Origin of the sequence: Paraburkholderia phymatum, from assembly GCF_038900715.1 — a bacterium.
Taxonomy (GTDB): Bacteria; Pseudomonadota; Gammaproteobacteria; order Burkholderiales; family Burkholderiaceae; genus Paraburkholderia; species Paraburkholderia phymatum_A.
The window spans coordinates 70,272-91,299 of record NZ_JAYMRZ010000010.1 but is presented as its reverse complement, the minus strand read 5'-3'; the positions used below and the strand labels follow the sequence as shown (position 1 = coordinate 91,299).

General features: G+C 65.8%; 10 protein-coding genes. 9 read left to right on the top strand and 1 reads right to left on the bottom strand.

Going from position 1 to position 21,028, the window contains the following annotated elements; genetic code table 11:
- The first annotated feature begins 35 nt into the window (after positions 1-35).
- The 8 genes from VSR68_RS19430 (at position 36) to pelG (ending at position 14,836) form a co-directional block, all read left to right on the top strand.
- A complete protein-coding gene (locus tag VSR68_RS19430) occupies positions 36-1,355 on the top strand; it encodes a cation:proton antiporter (protein ID WP_342941385.1) in 1,320 nt (439 codons plus the stop codon).
- Between the two features lie 253 nt (positions 1,356-1,608).
- Positions 1,609-4,530, top strand: a complete 2,922-nt coding sequence (locus VSR68_RS19425; protein ID WP_428983538.1) for a bifunctional glycoside hydrolase 114/ polysaccharide deacetylase family protein — start codon at positions 1,609-1,611, stop codon at positions 4,528-4,530.
- Entirely contained in the window at positions 4,505-8,482 is a 3,978-nt protein-coding gene (locus VSR68_RS19420) for a tetratricopeptide repeat protein (RefSeq protein ID WP_342941383.1), read from the top strand. The genes VSR68_RS19425 and VSR68_RS19420 overlap by 26 nt, the downstream gene beginning before the upstream one ends.
- Before the next feature lie 36 nt (positions 8,483-8,518).
- Positions 8,519-9,064 carry a penicillin-binding protein activator LpoB gene (locus VSR68_RS19415; RefSeq protein ID WP_428983537.1) on the top strand — a complete coding sequence of 182 codons (546 nt, stop codon included), beginning with the start codon at positions 8,519-8,521 and terminating at the stop codon, positions 9,062-9,064.
- 127 nt (positions 9,065-9,191) lie between these two features.
- Entirely contained in the window at positions 9,192-10,682 is a 1,491-nt protein-coding gene (locus VSR68_RS19410) for a PelD GGDEF domain-containing protein (RefSeq protein ID WP_342941382.1), read from the top strand.
- On the top strand, positions 10,669-11,853 hold the full coding sequence (locus VSR68_RS19405; protein WP_342941381.1) for a sugar ABC transporter permease: 1,185 nt from the start codon (positions 10,669-10,671) through the stop codon (positions 11,851-11,853). The genes VSR68_RS19410 and VSR68_RS19405 overlap by 14 nt, the downstream gene beginning before the upstream one ends.
- A gap of 12 nt (positions 11,854-11,865) precedes the next feature.
- A complete protein-coding gene (gene pelF / locus VSR68_RS19400) occupies positions 11,866-13,449 on the top strand; it encodes a GT4 family glycosyltransferase PelF (protein ID WP_342941380.1) in 1,584 nt (527 codons plus the stop codon).
- A gap of 16 nt (positions 13,450-13,465) precedes the next feature.
- Positions 13,466-14,836 (top strand): exopolysaccharide Pel transporter PelG, encoded by a 1,371-nt coding sequence (gene pelG / locus VSR68_RS19395; protein ID WP_342941379.1) that lies wholly within the window; start codon positions 13,466-13,468, stop codon positions 14,834-14,836.
- Positions 14,837-14,917: 81 nt separating this feature from the next.
- On the opposite strand, the gene VSR68_RS19390 is transcribed toward pelG, so the two are convergent.
- Entirely contained in the window at positions 14,918-15,979 is a 1,062-nt protein-coding gene (locus VSR68_RS19390; protein WP_342941378.1) for an aldo/keto reductase, read from the bottom strand.
- Between the two features lie 470 nt (positions 15,980-16,449).
- On the opposite strand from VSR68_RS19390, the gene VSR68_RS19385 reads away from it, so the two are divergent.
- On the top strand, positions 16,450-20,988 hold the full coding sequence (locus VSR68_RS19385) for a DEAD/DEAH box helicase (protein ID WP_342941377.1): 4,539 nt from the start codon (positions 16,450-16,452) through the stop codon (positions 20,986-20,988).
- The last annotated feature ends 40 nt before the right edge of the window (positions 20,989-21,028 follow it).

Here is a 21,028-nt window from a genome sequence, read left to right as displayed (position 1 = left end):
ATCGACGCCCTTGCCTGCATGCGTGCTGACGGCCCATGCATGAAACAGTCTGGTGGTATCTGATCGTCGGCGGCGTGCTCGTGTTCATGGGCGTCGCCGCGACGACCTTCAAGCGCCTGCCGCTGTCCGCCGCGATGCTCTATCTCGCGATCGGCTATGCGCTCGGTCCGTCCCATCTGCTGCAACTCGACATCGTGCGCGACGCGCACTTTCTGCGGCCCGTCACGGAGGTCGCGCTGCTCGTCTCGCTGTTCGCGATCGGGCTGCGCCTGCGGCTGCCCCTCGTCGCGCCGCTATGGGCGCTGCCGCTGCGCCTGGGCTTCGTCGCGATGCTGCTGACGATTCCGTTGCTCACGCTCGTCGGCGCGTTCCTGCTCGGACTCGACTGGGGCCCGGCAATCCTGCTCGCCGCGATACTCGCGCCCACCGACCCCGTGCTCGCGCACGACGTGCAGGTGCAGGAATCGGACGATGTGGACCTGCTGCGCTTCTCGCTGTCGGGCGAAGGCGGGTTGAACGACGGCATCGCGTTGCCGTTCGCGCTGCTGGGTCTCGCGTTGTGCGCATCGGATACGGCGGACAGCGGCGACCCGCTCGACTGGCGCTTCGCGCTCACCGCCGTGGCGGGCGTCGTCGGCGGCCTCGCGATCGGCGGCCTGCTCGGCTGGATCACGACGGGGTCGGTCGCGTGGCTGCGCACGCGGCACGCGCAGGCTCTCGGGCTCGAAGGCTTCTTTGCGCTCGGCCTGATCGGTCTTGCATACGGCGCCGCGCAGCTTGCGCATACCTATGGATTCGTCGCCGTGTTCGCGGCCGGTGTCGCGATGCGCCGCGTCGAGCATCGCGCGAGCGGCCCGCGTTCGCCACGCGAGACGATCGGCACCGTCGATTCGGAAGATGTCGTCGCAACGGCCGCCGATCCGGAAAAAGCCCATGCGTATATGGCAGAGTCGGTGCTCGGCTTCACGATCGAACTCGAACGCATCGCCGAAGTGGCCGTGATGATGATCGTCGGCAATGTGCTCGCGAGCACTCACGCGTCGCTCTTTACATGGCAAAGCGCCGTGTTGATCGTGGCACTTTTTTTCGTCGTGCGGCCGCTCGCCGTCGAAGCGTCGTTGCTCGGCTCCGATGCGTCTCACGCGCAACGCAGACTGATGAGCTGGTTCGGCATTCGCGGCATCGGTTCTTTCTATTACCTTGCATTTGCACTCGAAGCCATGCAACACGGCTATTCGGCCGATATTCTCGCGCTGGTTCCGCTGACACTCGCCGTCATTACTTCGTCAGTCGTCGTGCATGGCATTACGGCGACGCCATTGATGAACTGGTATCACCGCGCGCGAAATCGTTAAATGGCACGCAAACGTTAAACAAAAAGGCATCGAGTACTCATAATACCGTGCATAACACACATCGATTAAATAATAGCGTCGTATTTAAAGCAGACCTGCTATTGGCGCCAATTCACGCAGTAAATTGACCCGCCACAGCAATGTCGCTAGGCGGGCTGTTAAATCTTGTCTATGATACGCGCTGTCGCAATTGAAAGAACCAGATGCAATAGCGCATGCCGGGTCTGTTCAATTCAATAGAACAACTGTGCAGATGACATTAAGCGGCTTGCATCATCATTCCCGGGATTTTCTTTGCGCCTTTAAGGCAGCAATTCCCTTGGCGTCACGCAGAGGGCGCTCGCGACGCATCGGCGGGCCATGCCGCGCGCTGTTTGTTTTCGTGCTGGCGTTAGCGCTGCCGCTGCGTTCCGCTTATGCGGACGATCTCGCACAAACCGTTACGCCACCTTCATTCGCGCTCTATTACGGCAAATCGCCGCCCGTCGACATGCTTTCGGCATTCGACGCGGCCGTCGTCGAACCCGACAGCGGTTTCGATCCGCTCGCGCACCGCTTGCCGCATACCACGTGGTTTGCGTATGCGAGCGTCGGCGAAGTGCTGCCGTCGCGCAGCTATTACGCGGATTTGCCGAAGAGCTGGCTCGCGGGACGCAATGAGTCGTGGGCCTCGCGCGTCGTCGACCAGAGCCAGCCCGAATGGCCCGCTTTCTTCGTCGATCACGTGATCAAGCCGCTGTGGGACAAAGGCTATCGCGGCTTCTTTCTCGACACGATGGATTCGTGGCAACTCGTCGCCAAAACGGACGACGCTCGCGCGCAGCAGATAGCCGGCCTCGCAAACGTGATCCGCGCGATCAAGGCGCGTTATCCCGATGCGAAACTGATCTTCAATCGCGGCTTCGAAATCCTGCCGCAAGTGCATGATCTCGCGTACGCGGTCGCTTTCGAATCGCTTTATCGCGGCTGGGACCAGTCGCGGCAGCGCTATACGGAAGTGCCCGCACAGGACAGCGAGTGGCTGCTACAACAGGCAAGGACGATACGCGAGCAATATCGTCTGCCCGTCATTTCGATCGACTACTGCCCGCCCGCCGACCGCGCATGCCAACAGGACACGATCGCGAGGATCAAGGCACAGCGCATCGTGCCGTATGTGACGGACGGCGCGCTCGCGACGATGGGCGTCGGCGCGGTCGAGCCCGTCAAGCGGCGCATTCTCGTGATTCAGGACCCGCCGCCGCGCACGGATCTGAACGTGTCGCCGGGCGTGCGTTTTCTGGGGATGCCGCTCAATTATCTCGGCTACCGCATCGACTACCACGACGCGCGAGACCCGCTGCCGCAAGGCGACCTGCATGACCGTTATGCCGGCGTCGTGGTGTGGCTCGACGGCGAGGTGCCGAACAGCAAGGCGTATCGCGACTGGCTCGTCGCGCAGATCGACGCGAAGATGCCCGTGGCCGTCTTCACGACCTTCGGCATTCAGATCGACCCTCGACTCGCGAAGAAGCTCGACCTCGAAACGGTGGCGGGCGCTCCGTCGAACGGCAAGCTCGACGTCGAATCGTATGATCCGAAGCTGATGGGCTTCGAAATGAAGCCGCATCCTCTCGCACGCGATTACACGCCGATACGCGCCGGGCAGCACAGCCGCTCGCTGCTGCGCCTGCGCTCGGGCGACTTCGTGATCGACGGCGCCGCCATCACGCCGTGGGGCGGCTACGCGATGCGGCCGTTCGGCGTGTACGAACTCGATGCCGTCGATCAGGAGCGCTGGGTCGCGCAGCCGATCGAGTTTCTGCGCGCCGCATTGCGCCTGCCCGCCGATATGCCCGTGCCGGATACGACGACGGAGAACGGCCGGCGTCTGCTGATGTCGCATATCGACGGCGACGGTTTCGCGTCGCGTGCGGAATACGCAGAAGGCGCGCCCAACACCGACCTCACGCCGCAATATTCGGGCGACATGCTGTACCGGCTTCTGCGCGATTCGGGCATGCCGACCACCGTATCGCTGATCGAAGGCGAAGTCACCGACGACGGCCCGTTCAAAAGCTACGCGGCGCACCTGCGCTCCATCGGCAGAAAGATCTTCGAATTGCCGAACGTCGAAGTGGCGACGCACACGTACACGCATCCGCTGCAATGGATGCGCGTGACAGGGCTCGGCATTTCCCGCACGGGCACGCAGACGGAAGGCGGCGGCGAGGCGAGCAGCAGCGGCCTGTCCGTCGACATTCCCGGCTATACGTTCAGCATCGACCGCGAAATCAAAGGCTCGATCGACTATATCGACCGCAACGTGGCGCCCGCCTCGAAACCCGTGCGCATGGTGCTGTGGAGCGGCGACTGCCAGGTGCCCTCGCCCGTGCTGAAGGCCTCCTACGACGCGGGCATGCTCAACCTGAACGGCGGCGATACGCTGATCACGAAGAGCTATCCGAGCTGGACGGCCATCGCGCCGCTCGGCGTGATGAAAGACGGCTACTACCAGATCTTCGCGCCCAACCAGAACGAAGAGCTGTACACGGGCCTGTGGCACGGACCGTTCTATGGCTTCTCGCGCGTGCTCGAAACGTTCGCGATGACCGACAAGCCGATCCGCTTCAAGCCGATCGACATCTACTACCACATGTTCTCGGGCACGAAGTACGCATCGATGAAAGCGCTGCGCGAAGTCTTCGATGCCGTCCTCAAGCAGCCCGTCACGCCCGTCTTCACATCCGAATACGCGCGCAACGTGCTCGACTGGCTCGACACCAGCCTGTATCGCGAGCCGGGCAGCAACGTGTGGGTCGTGCGCAACGGCTCGCATCTGCGCACCGTGCGGCTGCCCGCCGGCAAGGTGCCCGACATGACGGGCGCAACGGGCGTGGCCGGCTATCTGCCGGGACCGGGCGGCACCTATGTGCACCTGACGGGCGAAGGCATCGCGCGCTTCGCCGTCATCGATCAGTCGGCCGCGCGCGCCGTGCCCTATCTCGCCGAAGCCAACGGCATGCTCGATCATTTCGTGCGCACGCGCAGCGGCTTTTCGTTCGATCTGCGCTCGCATGTCGCGCCGATGTTTCGCCTCGCCAACGCGGGCGCGTGCCACGTGACGAAGCGCCCCGTCGCGAGCCTCTCCAACGACTATCGCCAACTGCATGTCGACGTCGCCTGCACAACCTGACCGGCAGCGGCTCTTTTCGCCCGCCGTCATCCTCGTGCTCGGCCTGCTGGTCGCGGTGATGCTGGCGCTCGCCTTTCCGCGCGAGAAGCTCAAGGCGCGGCTGCTGGAAGGCGCGAACGCCGACAGCCTGACGATCGCCTATCTCGAAGCGTGGCTGCGCGTCGATCCCGAGAATGCGGAAGTGCTGTCCGAGCTGACGCGCGAATACCTGAAGGGCCAGCGTGTCGCGGATGCCACGCGCATCCTCGATCGTCTTTCGCGCTCCGGCGACGTCGCTGCGCGGCAAAGCGCGCTGGCCATACGCGTATCGCTCGCGCAGCGGCGTCTCTATGCGCTCAAGCCCGGCGATCCCGCACGGCCCGCGCGCATCCGCGAACTTGACGCGCTGCTGCATGAAGCGCTCGGCTATGCATGGACTAACGAACAGTTGCAGACGCTTGCGCAACAGGCGCGCGGACTGAACGACAACGACCTGGCCGCACGCTATTACACGCAGCTCGCGAAGTCGGACCCGAAGCACGCGCGCGACTGGCTCACGGCGCTCGCGCAAACGCAACTCGGCAACCGGAACCCGCGGGCCGCCGCCGATGCGTGGTTCGCCGTGCAGTCGCTGGCCGCGACGCGCGACGAAAAGCGCGCGGCGTTCATCGCGGGTCTGCGCGCGCTGCAATCGGGCAACAACATGGCGGCCGCGATGCAAGCCGCCGAACAGCACATCGGCGATCTCGCCGACGATCCCGACACGCTGCGCTTTCTCGCGAACCTCGCGCTCGCGGCGGGACGTCCCGATCTCGCATCGAAGTACGTGAAGCGGCTGATGAAGATGTCGGCGCTCGACCCTCGCGATGGGCTCGCGCGGCGCGTATCGTTTTCGCGCCCGACGCAGGAGCCGGATGCACAGGCAGGCATAGTCGAGCATCGCACGTCACGCGGCGTGTGGCTGCGCGCAGCCTGGTATCGCCGGCCCGTGCCGCGCGCGACGATGTTGCGCCATGCGCTCGATGCGGCTGGCGCGCGCGGTCAGACGGCGCGGCTCGTGCTGATCGCGACGAATGCAACGAATGCGACGAATGCAGCCAACGCGACGAACGCCGCATCCACGCCATCCGCACCCGCCGCGTCCAGCAACGCCGCCGCTTCCGATTACGAACTCGCGTATCGCGTGTTTCTCGCGAACGGCGACGTCGCCAACGCGCAGCGCATCGCGCAGATGGCCGTCGACAAGGACCCGCGATCGGTCGTGTGGCACGAACGTCTCGCACAGGTCGCCGAGTGGAACCATCACCCGGAAGTCGCGCTGTCGAACTACCTGGCCCTCGCGAAGACGCGCGGCACACAGGACGACTGGAACCGCGTCGCGCGCCTCGCGCCCGGGCTCAACGACGACGCGGCGCTGCTCGCCGTCACGCTGCACCAGGCCGACGAGCAGCCGGGCAATCTCAAGCTGCTGGACACCGTGGTGTTTTCATACGAGCGTCTCGGCGATCCCGACTCCGCGCTGCGCTTTCTGCAAACGCGCTTCAAGGGCCCACTGCGCCGCGAAGCATCGGAGCGCTACGCGCAGGTCGCCGAGCGCAAGGGCGACGACGATCTCGCGCTGCGCACATGGCAAAGCCTCGAACGCGAATACGGGCCGAACGCGGAATACGGCCTGAAAATCGCCACGATGCTGTACGCGCGCGCGCATTTCGACGCGGCGCTCGCCGCGATGAACGAAGCGAAACGCGCCGCGCCGCCGTCGAGCGACGAATTCTGGCGCTTCTACGCGACGCTCGCCGATGCGAACCAGAACACGCGCGAAGCGAACCTCGGCTATCGTCGGTTGATCGCGGGCGGCAAGGCGAACGTGGAGGACTTCGAGCTGATGACGAACTTCTTCAACAACTCGCCGATCGACGCGGGACGTCTCGCCGAATACGCGTACCGTCACGGCGGATCGCCGCGCATGTTGTCGGAAGCGCTGTACGACTATCAGCACGCGCGTGCATGGGGGCGCATCAAGTCGTTGCTGGCGTCGCTCACGCCCGAGCAGCTGAAGCAAGCCGAACAGTCCACGACGTTCCTGCTCGCTCGCGCCGACTATGAGCGGCAATTGGGCCAGGACGACGCCGCGTTGCGCGACATCGAGCGCGCCGCCGCACTCGACCCGAACAGCACGGAAGCGCGCGCCGCCTATATCTGGTTCCTCAACGAGCGCGGCACCGATGCCGCCTTGCAGGCCGCGCTGCGCCGCTTCGCCGGCGACGCCGAAAGCGATCCGCAGCTATGGGGCGCGTATGGCGCGGCATGGCTGCGTCTCGGCGACGGGCGCAAGGCCCTGCACTATCTGCACAAGCAGACCGCGCGGGGCGAGCGAAGCCTGCTGTGGCGCCTGACGTATGCGGATGCGCTCGACCTGAACGGCCGCGTCGACGATGCGTGGCGCTTGCGCAAGCAGGTATGGATCGAGCTTGCGCGCCGCCGGCGCGATCCGTCGAGCGCACCGCCGCTGCCCGCCGCCGAAGTCGACGACCTGCGCGGCCGTTACGTCGCGCTCACCCAACTCCATGCGAACGGCGACCGTTCGCGCGCGGTGCTGATCGAGATGCTGCGCGCCGATCGCAACCGCACCGATGCCAACGGCGCGGCCGCATCCAGGCTCGGCGACATCGGCGAGTTGCCGCCCGCGAAGCAGGACGAAATCCGCAAGGACCAGCGCCTCTATTCGGCGATCGCGCGCGAGGTCGCGATTTCATGGGCGCAGAACGAAGACGCGTCCGACATGGAGCGCGCATGGCTCACGAGGCAGTATATCAGCGACAGCCAGCGCCCCGTCTATGCGCAGGCGCAGCTCGCGATCAGCGATGGCGACGTCAACGAACTGTCGCGCCTGCTCGACACGCTGCCCGATCTGATCCCTCAGCAGAACCGGATCGAGGCGCAAGCGCAGACAGGCCGCGTGGCCGCCGCGCAATCGAGCGCATTCGATGCGCTCACGCGCGGGCCCACGGACGAGACGACCCAGGCCATGGCGCGCGAGCAGTTGCTCGCGAACGCGCAGGCTTTGGCGGGCGCGTTCCGTTACGTCGATCAGGGCCCGTTGCGCTTCACCGAGGAATCGGCGACGGGCAGCGTGCGCGTCACGCCTTCGCAGCATCTGCAATTGCGCTACATGCAGCGCGATCAGACGGCGGACGGCTCGCAGCTCGCGTATGCGCCGAAGCACGACCGGCTCTTCGAAGCAATCTACGGTCACAAGGGACTCTACGACGAAGAGCACGTGACGCTCGGCCGCCGCAATGCGCTCGACGACTTCACGACGGCGCGCATCGAGGGCACGTACAACGTCACGCGGCGCCTCACGCTGACCTATGCGCTCGGCTACAACCAGGCGGCGACGGAATCCACGCAGCTCACGGTGGGCGGCACCAAAGACCTTGCGTCGCTCGGCTTCAGCTATGTGCTCGATCCGCACTGGTTCGGCGGCGCGCGCTACGAATATGCCCGCTTTCACGGACAGGATCGTTCGTATCTCGGCAACGGCGGTCTGGTCGAAGCGAACATCGGCTACAAGATCAAGGCCGATTACCCCGACTACACGATTCGCGCCGTTTTCGCGCATGGCCAGTACAACGCGACGGGCACGCCCGGCAACGACCTGCGCGTGCTGCTGCCGCAGGGCACGCCGTTCACGGCGGCCTCGTTCATGCCGCAGACCTTCACGCAAGGCGGCCTGCTCTTTTCGTTCGGCGACGGGCTGCCCGACGAGTATTCGAAGGGATGGCGGCCGATGTTCATCGGCGGGCCGCTGCGCGACTCGCGCGCGGGCTGGTCGGGCGAGGCCGAGCTTGGCGTCGTCGGCAGCGTGTTCGGCAACGATCAGCTGATGCTTTATGGCGCGTATCAGGGCGTCTCGTCGAATCACTCGACGTCGGTGAAGGAAGTCGGCGTGCGATATCGCTATCTGTATTGAAACTGCATTCAAGAGCATGGACCAGAGGGGAACGACATGAACCACAGCAACAACATTCGCGCGCGCACCGTGACGCTTGTTTCATCCGTCGCGCTGATGGCCGCGCTCGCAGGCTGCGCGGTCGTCGATCGCAGCGCGCCGCCTGCGATTTCGAAGAGCGACAACGTCGCCATCCTGCCCATCGCGAACAACACGGAGACGCCGCAGGCGGGCCAGCGCGCCGCGTCGATCGCGCAGAGCCTGCTCACGTCGTATGGCTACGCGAATCTGTCGCGCTATCCCGCGAGCGCGGACGACGAAACGCTGTTCGATCCCGCGAAGCCCGATGCGCAGCAGAACGCGCTGAACTGGGCGCGTCGGCAGAATGCGCGCTATGCGCTGACGGGCGCCGTCAACGAATGGCGCTACAAGGTGGGCGTCGACGGCGAGCCGGCCGTCGGGCTCACGTTCGACGTGATCGACGTGCAGACGGGCAAGGTCGTATGGACGGGCACGGGCAGTCGCACGGGATGGAGCCGCGATGCCGTGTCGGGCGTCGCGCAGAAGCTCGAGCGCGAGTTGCTGTCGCCGCTCGCGCGCTGAGCGCGTCCAAGCCGTCGGCCGTGTCGGGCTGCATCGTTGCATCGCGACCGCGATTTGACGGCATGTCCGACGCGACTATCATCGACCCTGAGTTCGAATCGAATCCAGACTAAATCCGGCGAACGCGATGAATACGCACGCTAACGAAGAATCGGCGCCGCGCGGGCGCCACAAACGACGACACCAGCCGCGGCAGGAGCAAAGCGTCGGCGCGGGTTCGTGGTGGGCGCGCGTGATCGCACCGCCGCGCGGCTCGACACACCGCAGCCTGATCGCGACGCTCGAAACGGTTGTCGCGACGCTGATCGCCATTGCCGTGTGCTGGGCCTTCGATCGCGACGATCCGCTCCTCGTGCGCAGCGGCTTCGGCTGGGTGTGGATCGTGCCGCTCGTGATCGCGCTGCGTTATGGGTCGATTGCAGGCGTGTTTTCAGGGCTGATTCTGCTCGCGTCGTGGTACGCGCTCTATCCGCAAGGCGACGGCACGACGACGCACGCTTCGCTCGCGCACATGCTGACGACGGGTTCGCACACGCAGCTCTTCCCTGTGAGCTTTTTCCTCGGCGGCTTTGTCGTCACGCTGCTATGCGGGCAATTCGGCGACATCTGGATCACGCGCTTGCGCCAGAGCCGCATCGCCAACGACTATCTCGCCGAACGCCTGTCGATTCTCACGCGCAATCAGTTCATGCTGCGGCTGTCGCATGAAAGGCTCGAACAGGATTTGCTGGGCCGCCCCGCCACGCTGCGCGACTCGCTCGCGCGGCTGCGCAGAATCGTGCTGGATCAGGAGCCGACGGCGACGCAGCAAGGCGCGGTCGATTTGCGCGGCGCGCAGCCGTTTCTCGACGCGGCGGCACAGGCCTGCCAGATCGAAGCCGCGAGCGTGCATGCGTGGCGCGGCGCCGCGCCCTCGACGGCCGTGGCCGCGTCGATCGGCGCGCCTTCCGCGTTCGATCCCGATGATCCGCTGGTGTGCGAAGCGCTCGATACGCGCACGCTGGTTCATGTCGAATCGAAAGCGAATCAGGACATCGCGCACAGCCGCTACGTCGTGGTCGTGCCGCTCATCGATGCGCAGAAGAATCCCGTCGGCGTGATCGCCGTCGAGCGCATGCCGTTTCTCGCGCTCACGCGCGACAACCTGCAATTCCTGCTGGTGCTGTGCAACGTCTATGCGGACGGCGTGCAGCATGCCGTCGTCACGCGCGAGACGCTCGCGGCTTTTCCGTCATGCCCTCACACGTTCGCGCTCGACTACGCGCGGCTCGTTCACCTGAAGCGCGATACGCAGGTGCAGTCGTCGATCGTCGCGCTCGTCTTTCACAACGACGACGCGAGCGCGACGCTCTATGAGCACGTGCTGCGCACGCGCCGCGCGCTCGACGTGCAATGGCCGCTGCAAGACGACGGGCATCGCGTGGTGCTCACGCTGATGCCGCTATCGGGCGAGAGCGCGGTGGACGGCTATCTGATGCGTATCGAAGAGAATCTGCGCGCGCAGTACGGTGTCGATTTCGAAGCGGCGCGCGTGGCCGTGCATTCGATGGCCGTGCCCGCCGACGAGCCCGTCGCCGAGCTGCGGCATCTGCTGGAGCGTTGCGATGTCCGCTACTGACGAAAGCACGCGTGGTCATCGGCGTGCCATACGCGCGCGGTCAGGGGGCGCGCACATCACGTTCGTCGCCGTGCTGCTCGTCGTGCTCGCGCTCGCGTTGCAGGTCGCCGTGTTCGCGATCGCGGCACGCAGCGCGCCCGACACCTCCGCGCAATGGCTCGGCGACATCGCGAGCACGGGCAATGCGTCGCTGCCCTCCATCGCGCATCTGAATACGCAGGTGTTGCTGCTGTGCCTGCTCGTGCAGGCGCTCGCCGCGCTCGCCGCCGCATACGGCCTCGCATCGGTGTTGCCCGTGCGCTATCGTCTGCCGCGCGTGGGTCTGCTGACCGCGCTGTGGGTTCTGAGTTTCGCGGTGCCCATCGGCGCCCTGCTCGGGCCGATCGGCGCAATGGCGATTGCCGCCGCGTTGCCGAGGCAGCGCGCGGAGTTGCCCGTCGTGACCGTCGACGAGCCCGAGTTCGCCGCGAATCTGATGGGCACCGTTTCGTATGGACGCGGCGCGCGGCTGAAGGCCGAATTGCAGAACGCCGAAGCAGGCACGTCGTTTCGGATGACCGCGTTGCTCGCGATGCAGTCGATGCCGGCACGCACCGTTTCGCCGCTGCTGCAAGGCATGCTCGCCGATCCGCTCGACGATATCCGCCTGCTCGCGTACGGCATTCTCGACAACCGCGAGAAGGGACTCACGCAGCGGATACTCGTCGAGCGCCCGAAGGCCGATCCGAAACTGCATCCCGAACTGAACGATGCGCAGCGCGCCGAAGCAAACCGGACGCTCGCGCAACTGTACAGCGAGCTGATCTACGAAAACCTCGTCACAGGCGACGTGTATCGCAATGCGGCCGCTCAGGCCGACGCATACGCAGCCGCGGCGCTCGAGCACGATCCGAACGACGCGGCGCTGTGGCGTCTGCGCGGCCGTCTTGCGATTGCGCGGCTCGACCTCGACGGCGCGGATACGATGCTGCAACGAGCGATCGACTGCGGCTTTCCGCGCGACCGCATGCTGCCGTGGCTCGCGGAAGCGGCCTGGCTGCGCCGCGATTTCGCGCGCGTGCGCGCGCTGCTCGGCGAAATGGACAGCCGCGCGACGACGCCGACGCTGTCCGCCGTCCTCGATTTCTGGAAGCCGCGCGGCCCCGGCGCCGCGCAACGTCACCCCGCCTGAGGCGTCGACATCATGCTCTCATCGCAAACGCCCGAACTGCCGCGCGCCGATTCCGCCGATATCTGCCTCCTGCTCGAAGGCACCTTCCCGTATGTGAGCGGCGGCGTGTCGAGCTGGGTCAACCAGATCATCCGCGCGTTTCCCGAGTACTCGTTCGCGCTGTGCTTTCTCGGCAGCCGTCCGCAGGACTATCCGAAGATGCCGTACGCGTTGCCCGATAACGTCGTGCATCTGGAGAACCACTATCTGTTCGATTTCGCGCCTCCGCCGCTCGTGCAGAAGCAGCGCGGCGATGCGTCCGCGTTCATGCGGTCCGCGCAACTGCACGACAGTCTGCGCAATCCGGCGATGCGTCACGCGGCGGGCCGCATGCTGAAGGACATGCTAGGCGATCTGCGGCCGGGCGGCGCATTGGGTGAAGACGCGTTTCTCTATTCGCGTGAGTCCTGGAACTATCTGACCGATCAGTATCGGCAGTTCTGCACGGACCCGTCATTCGTCGATTACTTCTGGACCGTGCGCATCATGCACACGCCGCTATGGCAGCTCGCGAAGATCGCCGAAGGGCTGCCGCGCGCGAAGATGTTCCATACGGTGTCGACCGGCTATGCGGGCTTCCTCGGCGCGCTCGCGCGCTATCGCTGCGCGCGGCCGCTGCTCGTGTCCGAGCACGGCATCTACACGAAGGAACGCAAGATCGACCTGTTCCAGAGCGAATGGATACGCGACAACCGCAGCATCTTCGAACGCGACGTATCGCAGATCGGCTATTTCCGCGACCTGTGGGTGCGCTTCTTCGAAACGCTCGGACACGTGTGCTACGACGCGGCCTCGGACATCATCGCGCTGTACGAAGGCAACCGCCGGCGCCAGGTGATCGACGGCGCGCCCGAAGAGAAAACGGCCAACATTCCGAACGGCGTGAATCTGCCGAGGCTCGCGCCGCTGCGCGCGCTGCGCGCCGCCACCGTGCCGAAGACGCTGTGCCTGATCGGACGCGTGGTCCCGATCAAGGACATCAAGACCTTCATTCGCGCGATGCTCACCGTCGTGCGCCGCATGCCCGAAGCGCAAGCGTGGATCGCGGGGCCGGAAGACGAAGACCCTTCTTATGCGGCCGAATGTCATGCGCTCGTCGAAAGCCTGGGCTTGCAGGACAAGGTGAAGTTTCTCGGCTTCCAGAAGATCGACGAGCTGCTGCCGAAGTGCGGCGTGCTCGTGCTCAGCTCGATTTCGGAGGCGCTGCCGCTCGTCGTGCTCGAAGGCTTTGCGGCGGGTGTGCCGTCCGTGACGACGGATGTCGGCTCGTGCCGTCAGCTGATCTATGGGCTCGAAGGCGACGATGCGGCGCTCGGCGCGGCCGGACGCGTCGTGCAGATCGCCGATCCGCGCGCGCTGGCGGAAGCGGCGCTCGATCTGCTCGACGACGGCAACTGGCATGCCGCGCAGCAGGCGGGCATTGCGCGCGTCGAACGCTACTACACGCAGGATCAGATGGTCGGCGAGTATCGCGAGCTCTATGCGCGGCTGACCGCGCAAGCGGATCTCGCCGACCCACCCGCATCGGAAGCCGCGCCGATGCCCATGTCGCACTGAACGGGAGCGCACAACGATGGCAGGCATCGGTTTCGAACTGCGCAAGATGCTCCGGCGCAATACGCTGCTGGGGCTGATGCAGGCATACACATACGCGGGCCTGATCGGCGCGGGGCCGTGGGTGCTGTCGATCGTCGGCATTCTGCTGATCGGCGTGCTCAGCATTCCGTTCGTGGTGCCCACGGGACTCATCACGCAGTTTCAGGTGTCGGTCACGTATCTGATCGCGCTGTCGCTGATCTTGACGGGGCCGTTGCAACTGGCCTTCACGCGCTTCACGTCGGACCGGTTCTTCGAAAAGCGGCGCGACCTCGTGCTGCCGAATTTTCACGCGGTGATATTCATCGTGACGGCGGCGTCGGCGATACTGGGCGGCCTCGCGATCGTGTTTCTCTTTCCCCAGCAGACGGCCGCCTACAGGCTGCTGATGCTCGCGGGCTTCGCCGTGATGAGCAACATCTGGATTGCGACGATCTTTCTGTCGGGCATGAAGCAGTACATGTCGATCATCGTCGTGTTCTTCATCGGCTATGCGGTGACGACAGGCTCGGCGCTCATGCTCAACACGTTCGGGCTGACGGGTCTGCTGTTGGGCTTCGTGATCGGGCAAACGGTGCTGCTGGCGGGCCTGCTCGCGCTGATCTACCGCGACTACGACAGTGACCATTTCATCTCGTTCGAGATGTTCCGCAAGCCGTATCGCTATCCGTCGCTGATGCTGACGGGCTTTTTCTACAACCTCGCGATCTGGGCCGACAAGCTGATGTTCTGGTATTCGCCGGGCACGGGCCAGCCGGTGATCGGTCCGCTGCGCGCGTCGATCATCTACGACATCCCCGTGTTTCTCGCGTATCTCGCGATCATCCCGGGCATGGCCGTGTTCCTGATGCGCATCGAAACGGATTTCGTCGAGTATTACGACGCGTTCTTCGATGCCGTGCGCGAAGGCGCGTCGTTGCAGCACATCGAGCGCATGCGCGATGCGATGGTCGAGGCGTTGCGCAACGGTATCTGGGAAATCATGAAAGTGCAGGCGATCGCCGCGATGATGCTGTTCGCGGCGGGCGCCATCCTGCTGCAATGGCTGCGCATTTCGACGCTGTATCTGCCGCTGCTCTATATCGACGTGATCGCGGCCAGCATGCAGGTCGTGTTCATGGGCACGATCAACGTGTTCTTCTATCTCGACAAGCGCAAGATCGTGTTGCTGCTGGTGGGCGGCTTCGTCGCGTTGAACGTCGTGTTCACGGCGATCACGCTGTCGCTGAATCCCGCCTGGTACGGCTATGGCTTCGCGACGTCGCTGCTCGTCGTGGTGCTCGCCAGTCTTTATCTGCTCGACCGCAAGCTCGATTCGCTCGAGTACGAAACGTTCATGCTGCAGTGAGGCCTGTTGCGATGATGAGGCGGCGTGAAGCGTCACGCCGCGTCATCTGCATGAAGCCTGAGTTGCAGCAGGCTTAATGACTCAGCCGTTGCCTTCGCGGCCCCAGCGCGTTTCCCCGATCTGCTGACGGCGCGGATCGCCCTGACGCTCCAGCATCCAGCCCGGATACTCGGACGGCAGGCGGCTCACTTCGTCGAGCTTCGCGAGATCGTCCGCGCCCAGTTCGACCTGGGTCGCCTTGATGTTGTCGTCGAGCTGCTCGACCCGCTTCGCGCCGACGATCACGCTCATCACCGCGCGCTGATGCAGCAGCCACGCGAGCGCGATCTGCGCGACGGATACGCCCTTCGTTTCCGCAATTGCGCGCATGACGTCGACGCAATCGAACGCGCGCTCGCGATCGACGGGCGGAAAGTCGAACGTCGTGCGGCGGCTGCCCGCTTCGCCCTGCTGCTCGCGGCCATACTTGCCGCTCAGCAACCCGCCCGCGAGCGGGCTCCAGACCATCAGGCCGAGGCCTTCGCTCTTCAGCATCGGCACGAGTTCGCGTTCGAGATCGCGGCCCGCGATCGTGTAATAGGCCTGCAACGTATCGAACCGCGCGAGCCCGAGCCGCTCCGACATGCCGAGCGCCTTCACGATCTGCCACGCGGCCCAGTTCGATGCGCCGATATAGCGCACATGGCCCTGCTGCACGAGCGTATCGAGCGCGCGCAGCGTTTCTTCGATCGGCGTCGCGGGATCGAAGCCGTGGATCTGATACAGGTCGACGTGATCGAGTTGCAGCCGTTGCAGGCTCGCCTTGATGCCGTCCATCACGTGATAGCGCGACGCGCCGCGCGCATTCGCAAAGTCGCCCGTCTGGCCGAACACCTTCGTCGCGACGACGACGCTGTCGCGCGGCACTTTCAGGTTCCTGAGCGCCTGCCCGGTGATCTGCTCGGAGAGGCCGGACGAGTAGACGTCGGCCGTGTCGATGAAATTGATGCCGGCGTCGATCGCACGGCCGATCAGCCGTTCGGCGTCGTTCTGCTGCAAGTCGCCGATGTGCTGCCAGATGCCGCCGGTGCCGCCGAACGTCATCGTGCCGAGACATAGTTCCGACACGAAAACGCCCGTGCGGCCAAGCTGGTTGTATCGCATGGTTCGAGACTCCATCGTGGGTGATGAATCGGGGCTCAGCCGATGAGGATACTCGCTGCCTCCCGATGCTGCTGGCGCGTTGCCAGCGCGGCAGCGGCGCCAGGGTTCTGTTCGTGCGATGCGGCGTCGGTCGTGACGCTTCGCTTTCATTCGGCACACGATCGCGCCGTTTTCGTTGCCTGCTCTGGATGCCGCCGGCCACGCGCCCTGCTTGCATTCGCATCGATCGTGCGCTTGTCATCGCCGCGATTGCGCCGCTGCGGGCGGACGTGAGCGCGGCTGACCGGTAGTTGCGTTTAGCCGCGCACGAACGCGGCGGGTCGCAGCGCAGCCAGCCCCACGACGCCTCTGAGATTGCGATGCCAGCACGAAGCCGCGAAACCTGCGAGACTGAAACGGTCTAACGGTTGCGGGGCGCGGCCGCCACTGGACCACTGGATATACGCCGCGCCGCCCTCATCTTCGATCCCATGACTTCCGCCGCCCCTGCCGCCCGCGTGCTGGCCGACTTCCATCCCGCCGTCGCGGGCTGGTTCGAGAAAACCTTTGCCGCGCCCACGGACGCGCAAGCCGCCGCATGGCCGCTGATCCGCAGCGGCCGGCATACGCTCGTGGCCGCGCCGACGGGCTCCGGCAAGACGCTGACCGCCTTTCTCGCCGCGCTCGACGAACTCGTGCGCGACGGGCTCGCGCACGACGGCGCGCTGCCCGACGAAACGCTGGTGGTCTACGTGTCGCCGTTGAAGGCGCTGTCGAACGACATCCGCATCAACCTGCAGACGCCGCTCGAAGGAATCGCGCGTGAACTCGCGCAGCGCGGACTGCCCGCGCTCGACATTCGCACGGCCGTGCGCACGGGCGACACGACGCAGCAGGAACGCGCCGCGCTGAAGAAGCGCGCGCCGCATATTCTCGTCACGACGCCCGAATCGCTGTACGTGCTGCTCGGATCGGAGTCGGGCCGCAAGATGCTGTCGACGGTGCGCACGGTGATCGTCGACGAAATTCACGCGATGGCGGGCAGCAAGCGCGGCAGCCATCTCGCGCTGACGCTCGAACGGCTCGACGCGTTGTGCGGCCGGCGCTTGCCGCGCATCGGCCTGTCGGCGACGCAAAAGCCGATCGAAGCCGTCGCGCGCTTTCTCGTCGGTGGCGCGAGCCTCGACAACGTGACGGATAGCCTGACCGATAGCGCCGCCCACGGCAGCGCGCCCGCCGGCTGTGCGATCGTCGATGTCGGCCACGTGCGCGAGCGCGATCTCGCGCTGGAAATCCCGCCCGTGCCGCTCGACGCGGTGATGTCGAACGAAGCGTGGGAACTGGTCTACAACCGGCTCGCGGAACTCGTCGCGCAACACCGCACGACGCTCGTATTCGTCAACACGCGCCGGATGGCCGAGCGCGTCGCGCGGCATCTGACCGAGCGGCTCGGCAAGGAGGCCGTCGCCGCGCACCACGGGTCGCTTGCGAAAGAGCACCGCTTCGACGCCGAGCAGCGCCTGAAGCGAGGCGAACTGCGCGTGCTGATCGCGACGGCGTCGCTGGAACTCGGCATCGATATCGGCGATGTCGATCTCGTCTGCCAGATGGGCTCGCCGCGCGCGATCGCGCCGTTTTTGCAGCGCGTCGGACGCTCGGGGCACCACGTGGGCGGCATGCCGAAGGGACGGCTCTTCCCTGCTTCGCGCGACGATCTGATCGAATGCGCGGCGCTGCTCGATTGCGTGCGGCGCGGCGAACTCGACCTGCTGCATATCCCGCGCGCGCCGCTCGACGTGCTCGCGCAACAGATCGTCGCGGAAGTCTCGAACGCCGAATGGAGCGAAGACGGTCTCTTCGATCTGTTCCGGCACGCCGCGCCGTATGCCGGTCTGAAACGCGAGCAATACGACGCCGTGCTGCGCATGCTCGCCGACGGCTATACGAGCCGCCACGGCCCGCGCGCCGCGTACGTGCATCGCGATGCCGTCAACGGCACGCTGCGCGGGCGGCGCGGCGCAAAGCTATATGCCGTCACGTCGGGCGGCACGATTCCGGAGAACGCCGATTACGCGGTGATCCTCGAACCGCAAGGGCTCAATATCGGCACGGTCAACGAGGACTTCGCGGTCGAGAGTCTGGCGGGCGACGTGTTTCAGCTCGGCAATGCGTCGTACCGGATCATGCGCGTCGAAAGCGGCCGCGTGCGCGTCGAGGATGCGCAAGGCCAGCCGCCGAATATTCCGTTCTGGCTCGGCGAAGCGCCGGGTCGCAGCGACGAATTGTCGGCGGGCGTCGCGCGTTTGCGTTCGGAGATCGAGCGGCTATTGACGGTTGCGGCCGTCGCAGCGGTTGCGGCCGACGCGAAGACCACGCTGCGCGCGTCTGAGACAGCACCCGCCGATGCGTACGCCGATGCGCGCGGCGAACCCACGGCCGTCGCCGAGCGCCCCGCTGCCGTGCTCGATCTCGAACCGGCTATCGCGTGGCTCGTCGAACGAACAGGCCTGATCGCGCCGGCCGCGCGGCAAATCGTCGAGTATCTCGCGCGCGCGCGTCAGGCGCTCGGCGCGTTGCCGACGCAGGACACGCTCGTCATGGAGCGCTTCTTCGACGAATCGGGCGGCACGCAGCTCGTGATCCACACGCCGTTCGGCAGCCGCGTGAATCGCGCGTGGGGACTCGCGCTGCGCAAGCGCTTTTGCCGCACGTTCAACTTCGAATTGCAGGCCGCCGCAACCGAGGATGCGATCGTGCTGTCGCTGACGGGCGCGCACAGCTTCGCACTCGACGAAGTGTGGCGCTATCTGCGCTCGGCGACGGCCGAGCACGTGCTGATCCAGGCGCTGCTCGACGCGCCGCTTTTCGGCGTGCGATGGCGCTGGAACGCGACGACGGCGCTCGCGCTGCCGCGCTACACAGGCGGGCGCAAGACGTCGCCGCAATTGCAGCGCATGCGCAGCGACGATCTGCTCGCGACCGTGTTTCCGGATCAGGCCGCGTGCCTCGAAAACATCGTCGGCGAGCGCGAGCTGCCGAGTCATCCGCTCGTCGATCAGACCGTCGACGACTGCCTGCACGAAGCAATGGATACGCAAGCGTGGCTCGCGCTGCTGCGGCGGATCGAACAAGGCGAGATCGCGCTCGTGAGCCGCGATCTGCCCGCGCCGTCGCCGCTTGCAGCCGAAATACTGACGGCCAAGCCGTATGCGTTTCTCGACGATGCGCCGATCGAGGAGCGCCGTACCCAGGCTGTGCTGAATCGCCGCTACACGAGCGGCCCCGAATCCGCCGACGATCTGGGCGCGCTCGATGCCGACGCGATTGCGAGCGTCGGCGAAGAAGCGTGGCCGCAAGTGCGCGACGCCGACGAAATGCACGAAGCGTTGATGGGTCTCGCGTGCATCACGCAAGCCGAGGCGCAACGCAACGAAGGCTGGAGCGCGTGGCTCTCCGAGCTGGCAAAGACGGGCCACGCGACGCGCATGCAGATCGCGCAGCACGATGCGCTCTGGCTGCCCGCCGAACGCCTGACGTGTCTGCGCGCGATCTATGCTCACGCCGAGATCGAACCGGGGATCCAGGCGCCCAAAGGTTTCGACGACGCCTGGACGGAAGACGACGCGCTGGTCGACGTGATTCGCGCGCGGCTGACGGGCTTCGGGCCGCTGCCGTTGTCGGCGATTGCGCGCGCGCTGGCGCTGCCCGCATCGGCAGTCGCGCAGGCGCTCACACGGCTCGAAGCGGAAGGCTATGTGATGCGCGGCCGTTTCACGCCGCGCGCCGCCGACGAGGAATGGTGCGAGCGGCATCTGCTCGCGCGCATTCATCGCTATACGGTCCGTCGCTTGCGACGGGAGATCGAGCCCGTCGAGCGGCATGACTTCATGCGCTTTCTGTTCGAATGGCAGCGCGTCACGCCCGATACGCGGGGCGAAGGGCGCGATGCACTCGCAGCCGTGCTCGATCAGCTGGAGGGATTCCAGGCGGCGGCGGGCGCGTGGGAAGAAGACATCCTGCCCGCGCGGCTCAAGGACTATTCGATCACATCGCTCGACGAGTTCTGCCGCTCGGGCAAGATCGTCTGGACGCGGCTCACGGAACGCGCGCGCGGCGCGAGTGCGCCCGTGCGCAGCACGCCCATCGTGCTGTTGCCGCGCCGCGCGCTGCCCGTATGGAGCGCGCTGATCGATTCGGCGAAGCAGCCGGAACTGTCGTCGAAAGCGCAACTCGTGTTCGACGCGCTGACCCAGCACGGCGCGATGTTCTTCGATGAACTGCTGTCGGATGTGCATCTGCTGCGCGTCGAACTGGAGAATGCGCTCGGCGAACTGGTTGCGGCGGGACTCGTCAACTCGGACAGCTTTGCCGGTTTGCGCGCGCTGCTCAAACCCGTCGCGAAGCGCAACGCGTCGTACTATCCGAGCCGCCGTCCGCGCGGCGCCGGCGCGCTGATCGGCGGCATGGACGACGCGGGACGCTGGGCGCTGTTGCGGCGGCCCGCTGCCGTGGCCAAAGACGCAAGCGATGATGCGCCCGCTGCGTCGCCGGCGCGCCGTCCGCCGCCTCTCGCGCCCGACGTGCTCGAACATATCGCGATGGCGCTGTTGCGGCGATATGGCATCGTGTTCTGGCGCCTGCTCGAACGCGAGGCCGAATGGCTGCCGCCGTGGCGCGACCTGCTGCGCGTGTATCAGCGGCTCGAAGCGCGCGGCCAGGTGCGTGGCGGGCGCTTTGTGAACGGACTCGCCGGCGAGCAGTTCGCGCTGCCGGAAGCGATTCCGCTGCTGCGCGAAGTGCGCCGGCATGCGAACGACGGCGCCTACGTATGCGTGGCGGGCACCGATCCGCTGAACGTCGTGGGCACGCTGCTGCCGGGCAGCAAGGTGCCGGCCGTGGCGGGCAACCGCGTGTTGTATCGCGATGGCGTGCCCGTCGCGTCACTCGTTTCCGGCGAGTTCAATCTCCCCTCCGATGCCGACGGCGAGACGAAACAGTTGATGCGCATGCGGCTCGCCCGGCGATATTGAGCACGGCGACGTCGTGCGCCGCACTCAAACGACGATAGCG

Excerpts from the sequence above, each read along its gene's own strand:
- VSR68_RS19430 (WP_342941385.1), top strand. The coding sequence starts at position 36 with ATGCATGAAACAGTCTGGTGGTATCTGATCGTCGGCGGCGTGCTCGTG.
- VSR68_RS19425 (WP_428983538.1), top strand. The coding sequence starts at position 1,609 with ATGACATTAAGCGGCTTGCATCATCATTCCCGGGATTTTCTTTGCGCC.
- VSR68_RS19420 (WP_342941383.1), top strand. The coding sequence starts at position 4,505 with ATGTCGACGTCGCCTGCACAACCTGACCGGCAGCGGCTCTTTTCGCCC.
- VSR68_RS19415 (WP_428983537.1), top strand. The coding sequence starts at position 8,519 with ATGAACCACAGCAACAACATTCGCGCGCGCACCGTGACGCTTGTTTCA.
- VSR68_RS19410 (WP_342941382.1), top strand. The coding sequence starts at position 9,192 with ATGAATACGCACGCTAACGAAGAATCGGCGCCGCGCGGGCGCCACAAA.
- VSR68_RS19405 (WP_342941381.1), top strand. The coding sequence starts at position 10,669 with ATGTCCGCTACTGACGAAAGCACGCGTGGTCATCGGCGTGCCATACGC.
- pelF (WP_342941380.1), top strand. The coding sequence starts at position 11,866 with ATGCTCTCATCGCAAACGCCCGAACTGCCGCGCGCCGATTCCGCCGAT.
- pelG (WP_342941379.1), top strand. The coding sequence starts at position 13,466 with ATGGCAGGCATCGGTTTCGAACTGCGCAAGATGCTCCGGCGCAATACG.
- VSR68_RS19390 (WP_342941378.1), bottom strand. The coding sequence starts at position 15,979 with ATGCGATACAACCAGCTTGGCCGCACGGGCGTTTTCGTGTCGGAACTA.
- VSR68_RS19385 (WP_342941377.1), top strand. The coding sequence starts at position 16,450 with ATGACTTCCGCCGCCCCTGCCGCCCGCGTGCTGGCCGACTTCCATCCC.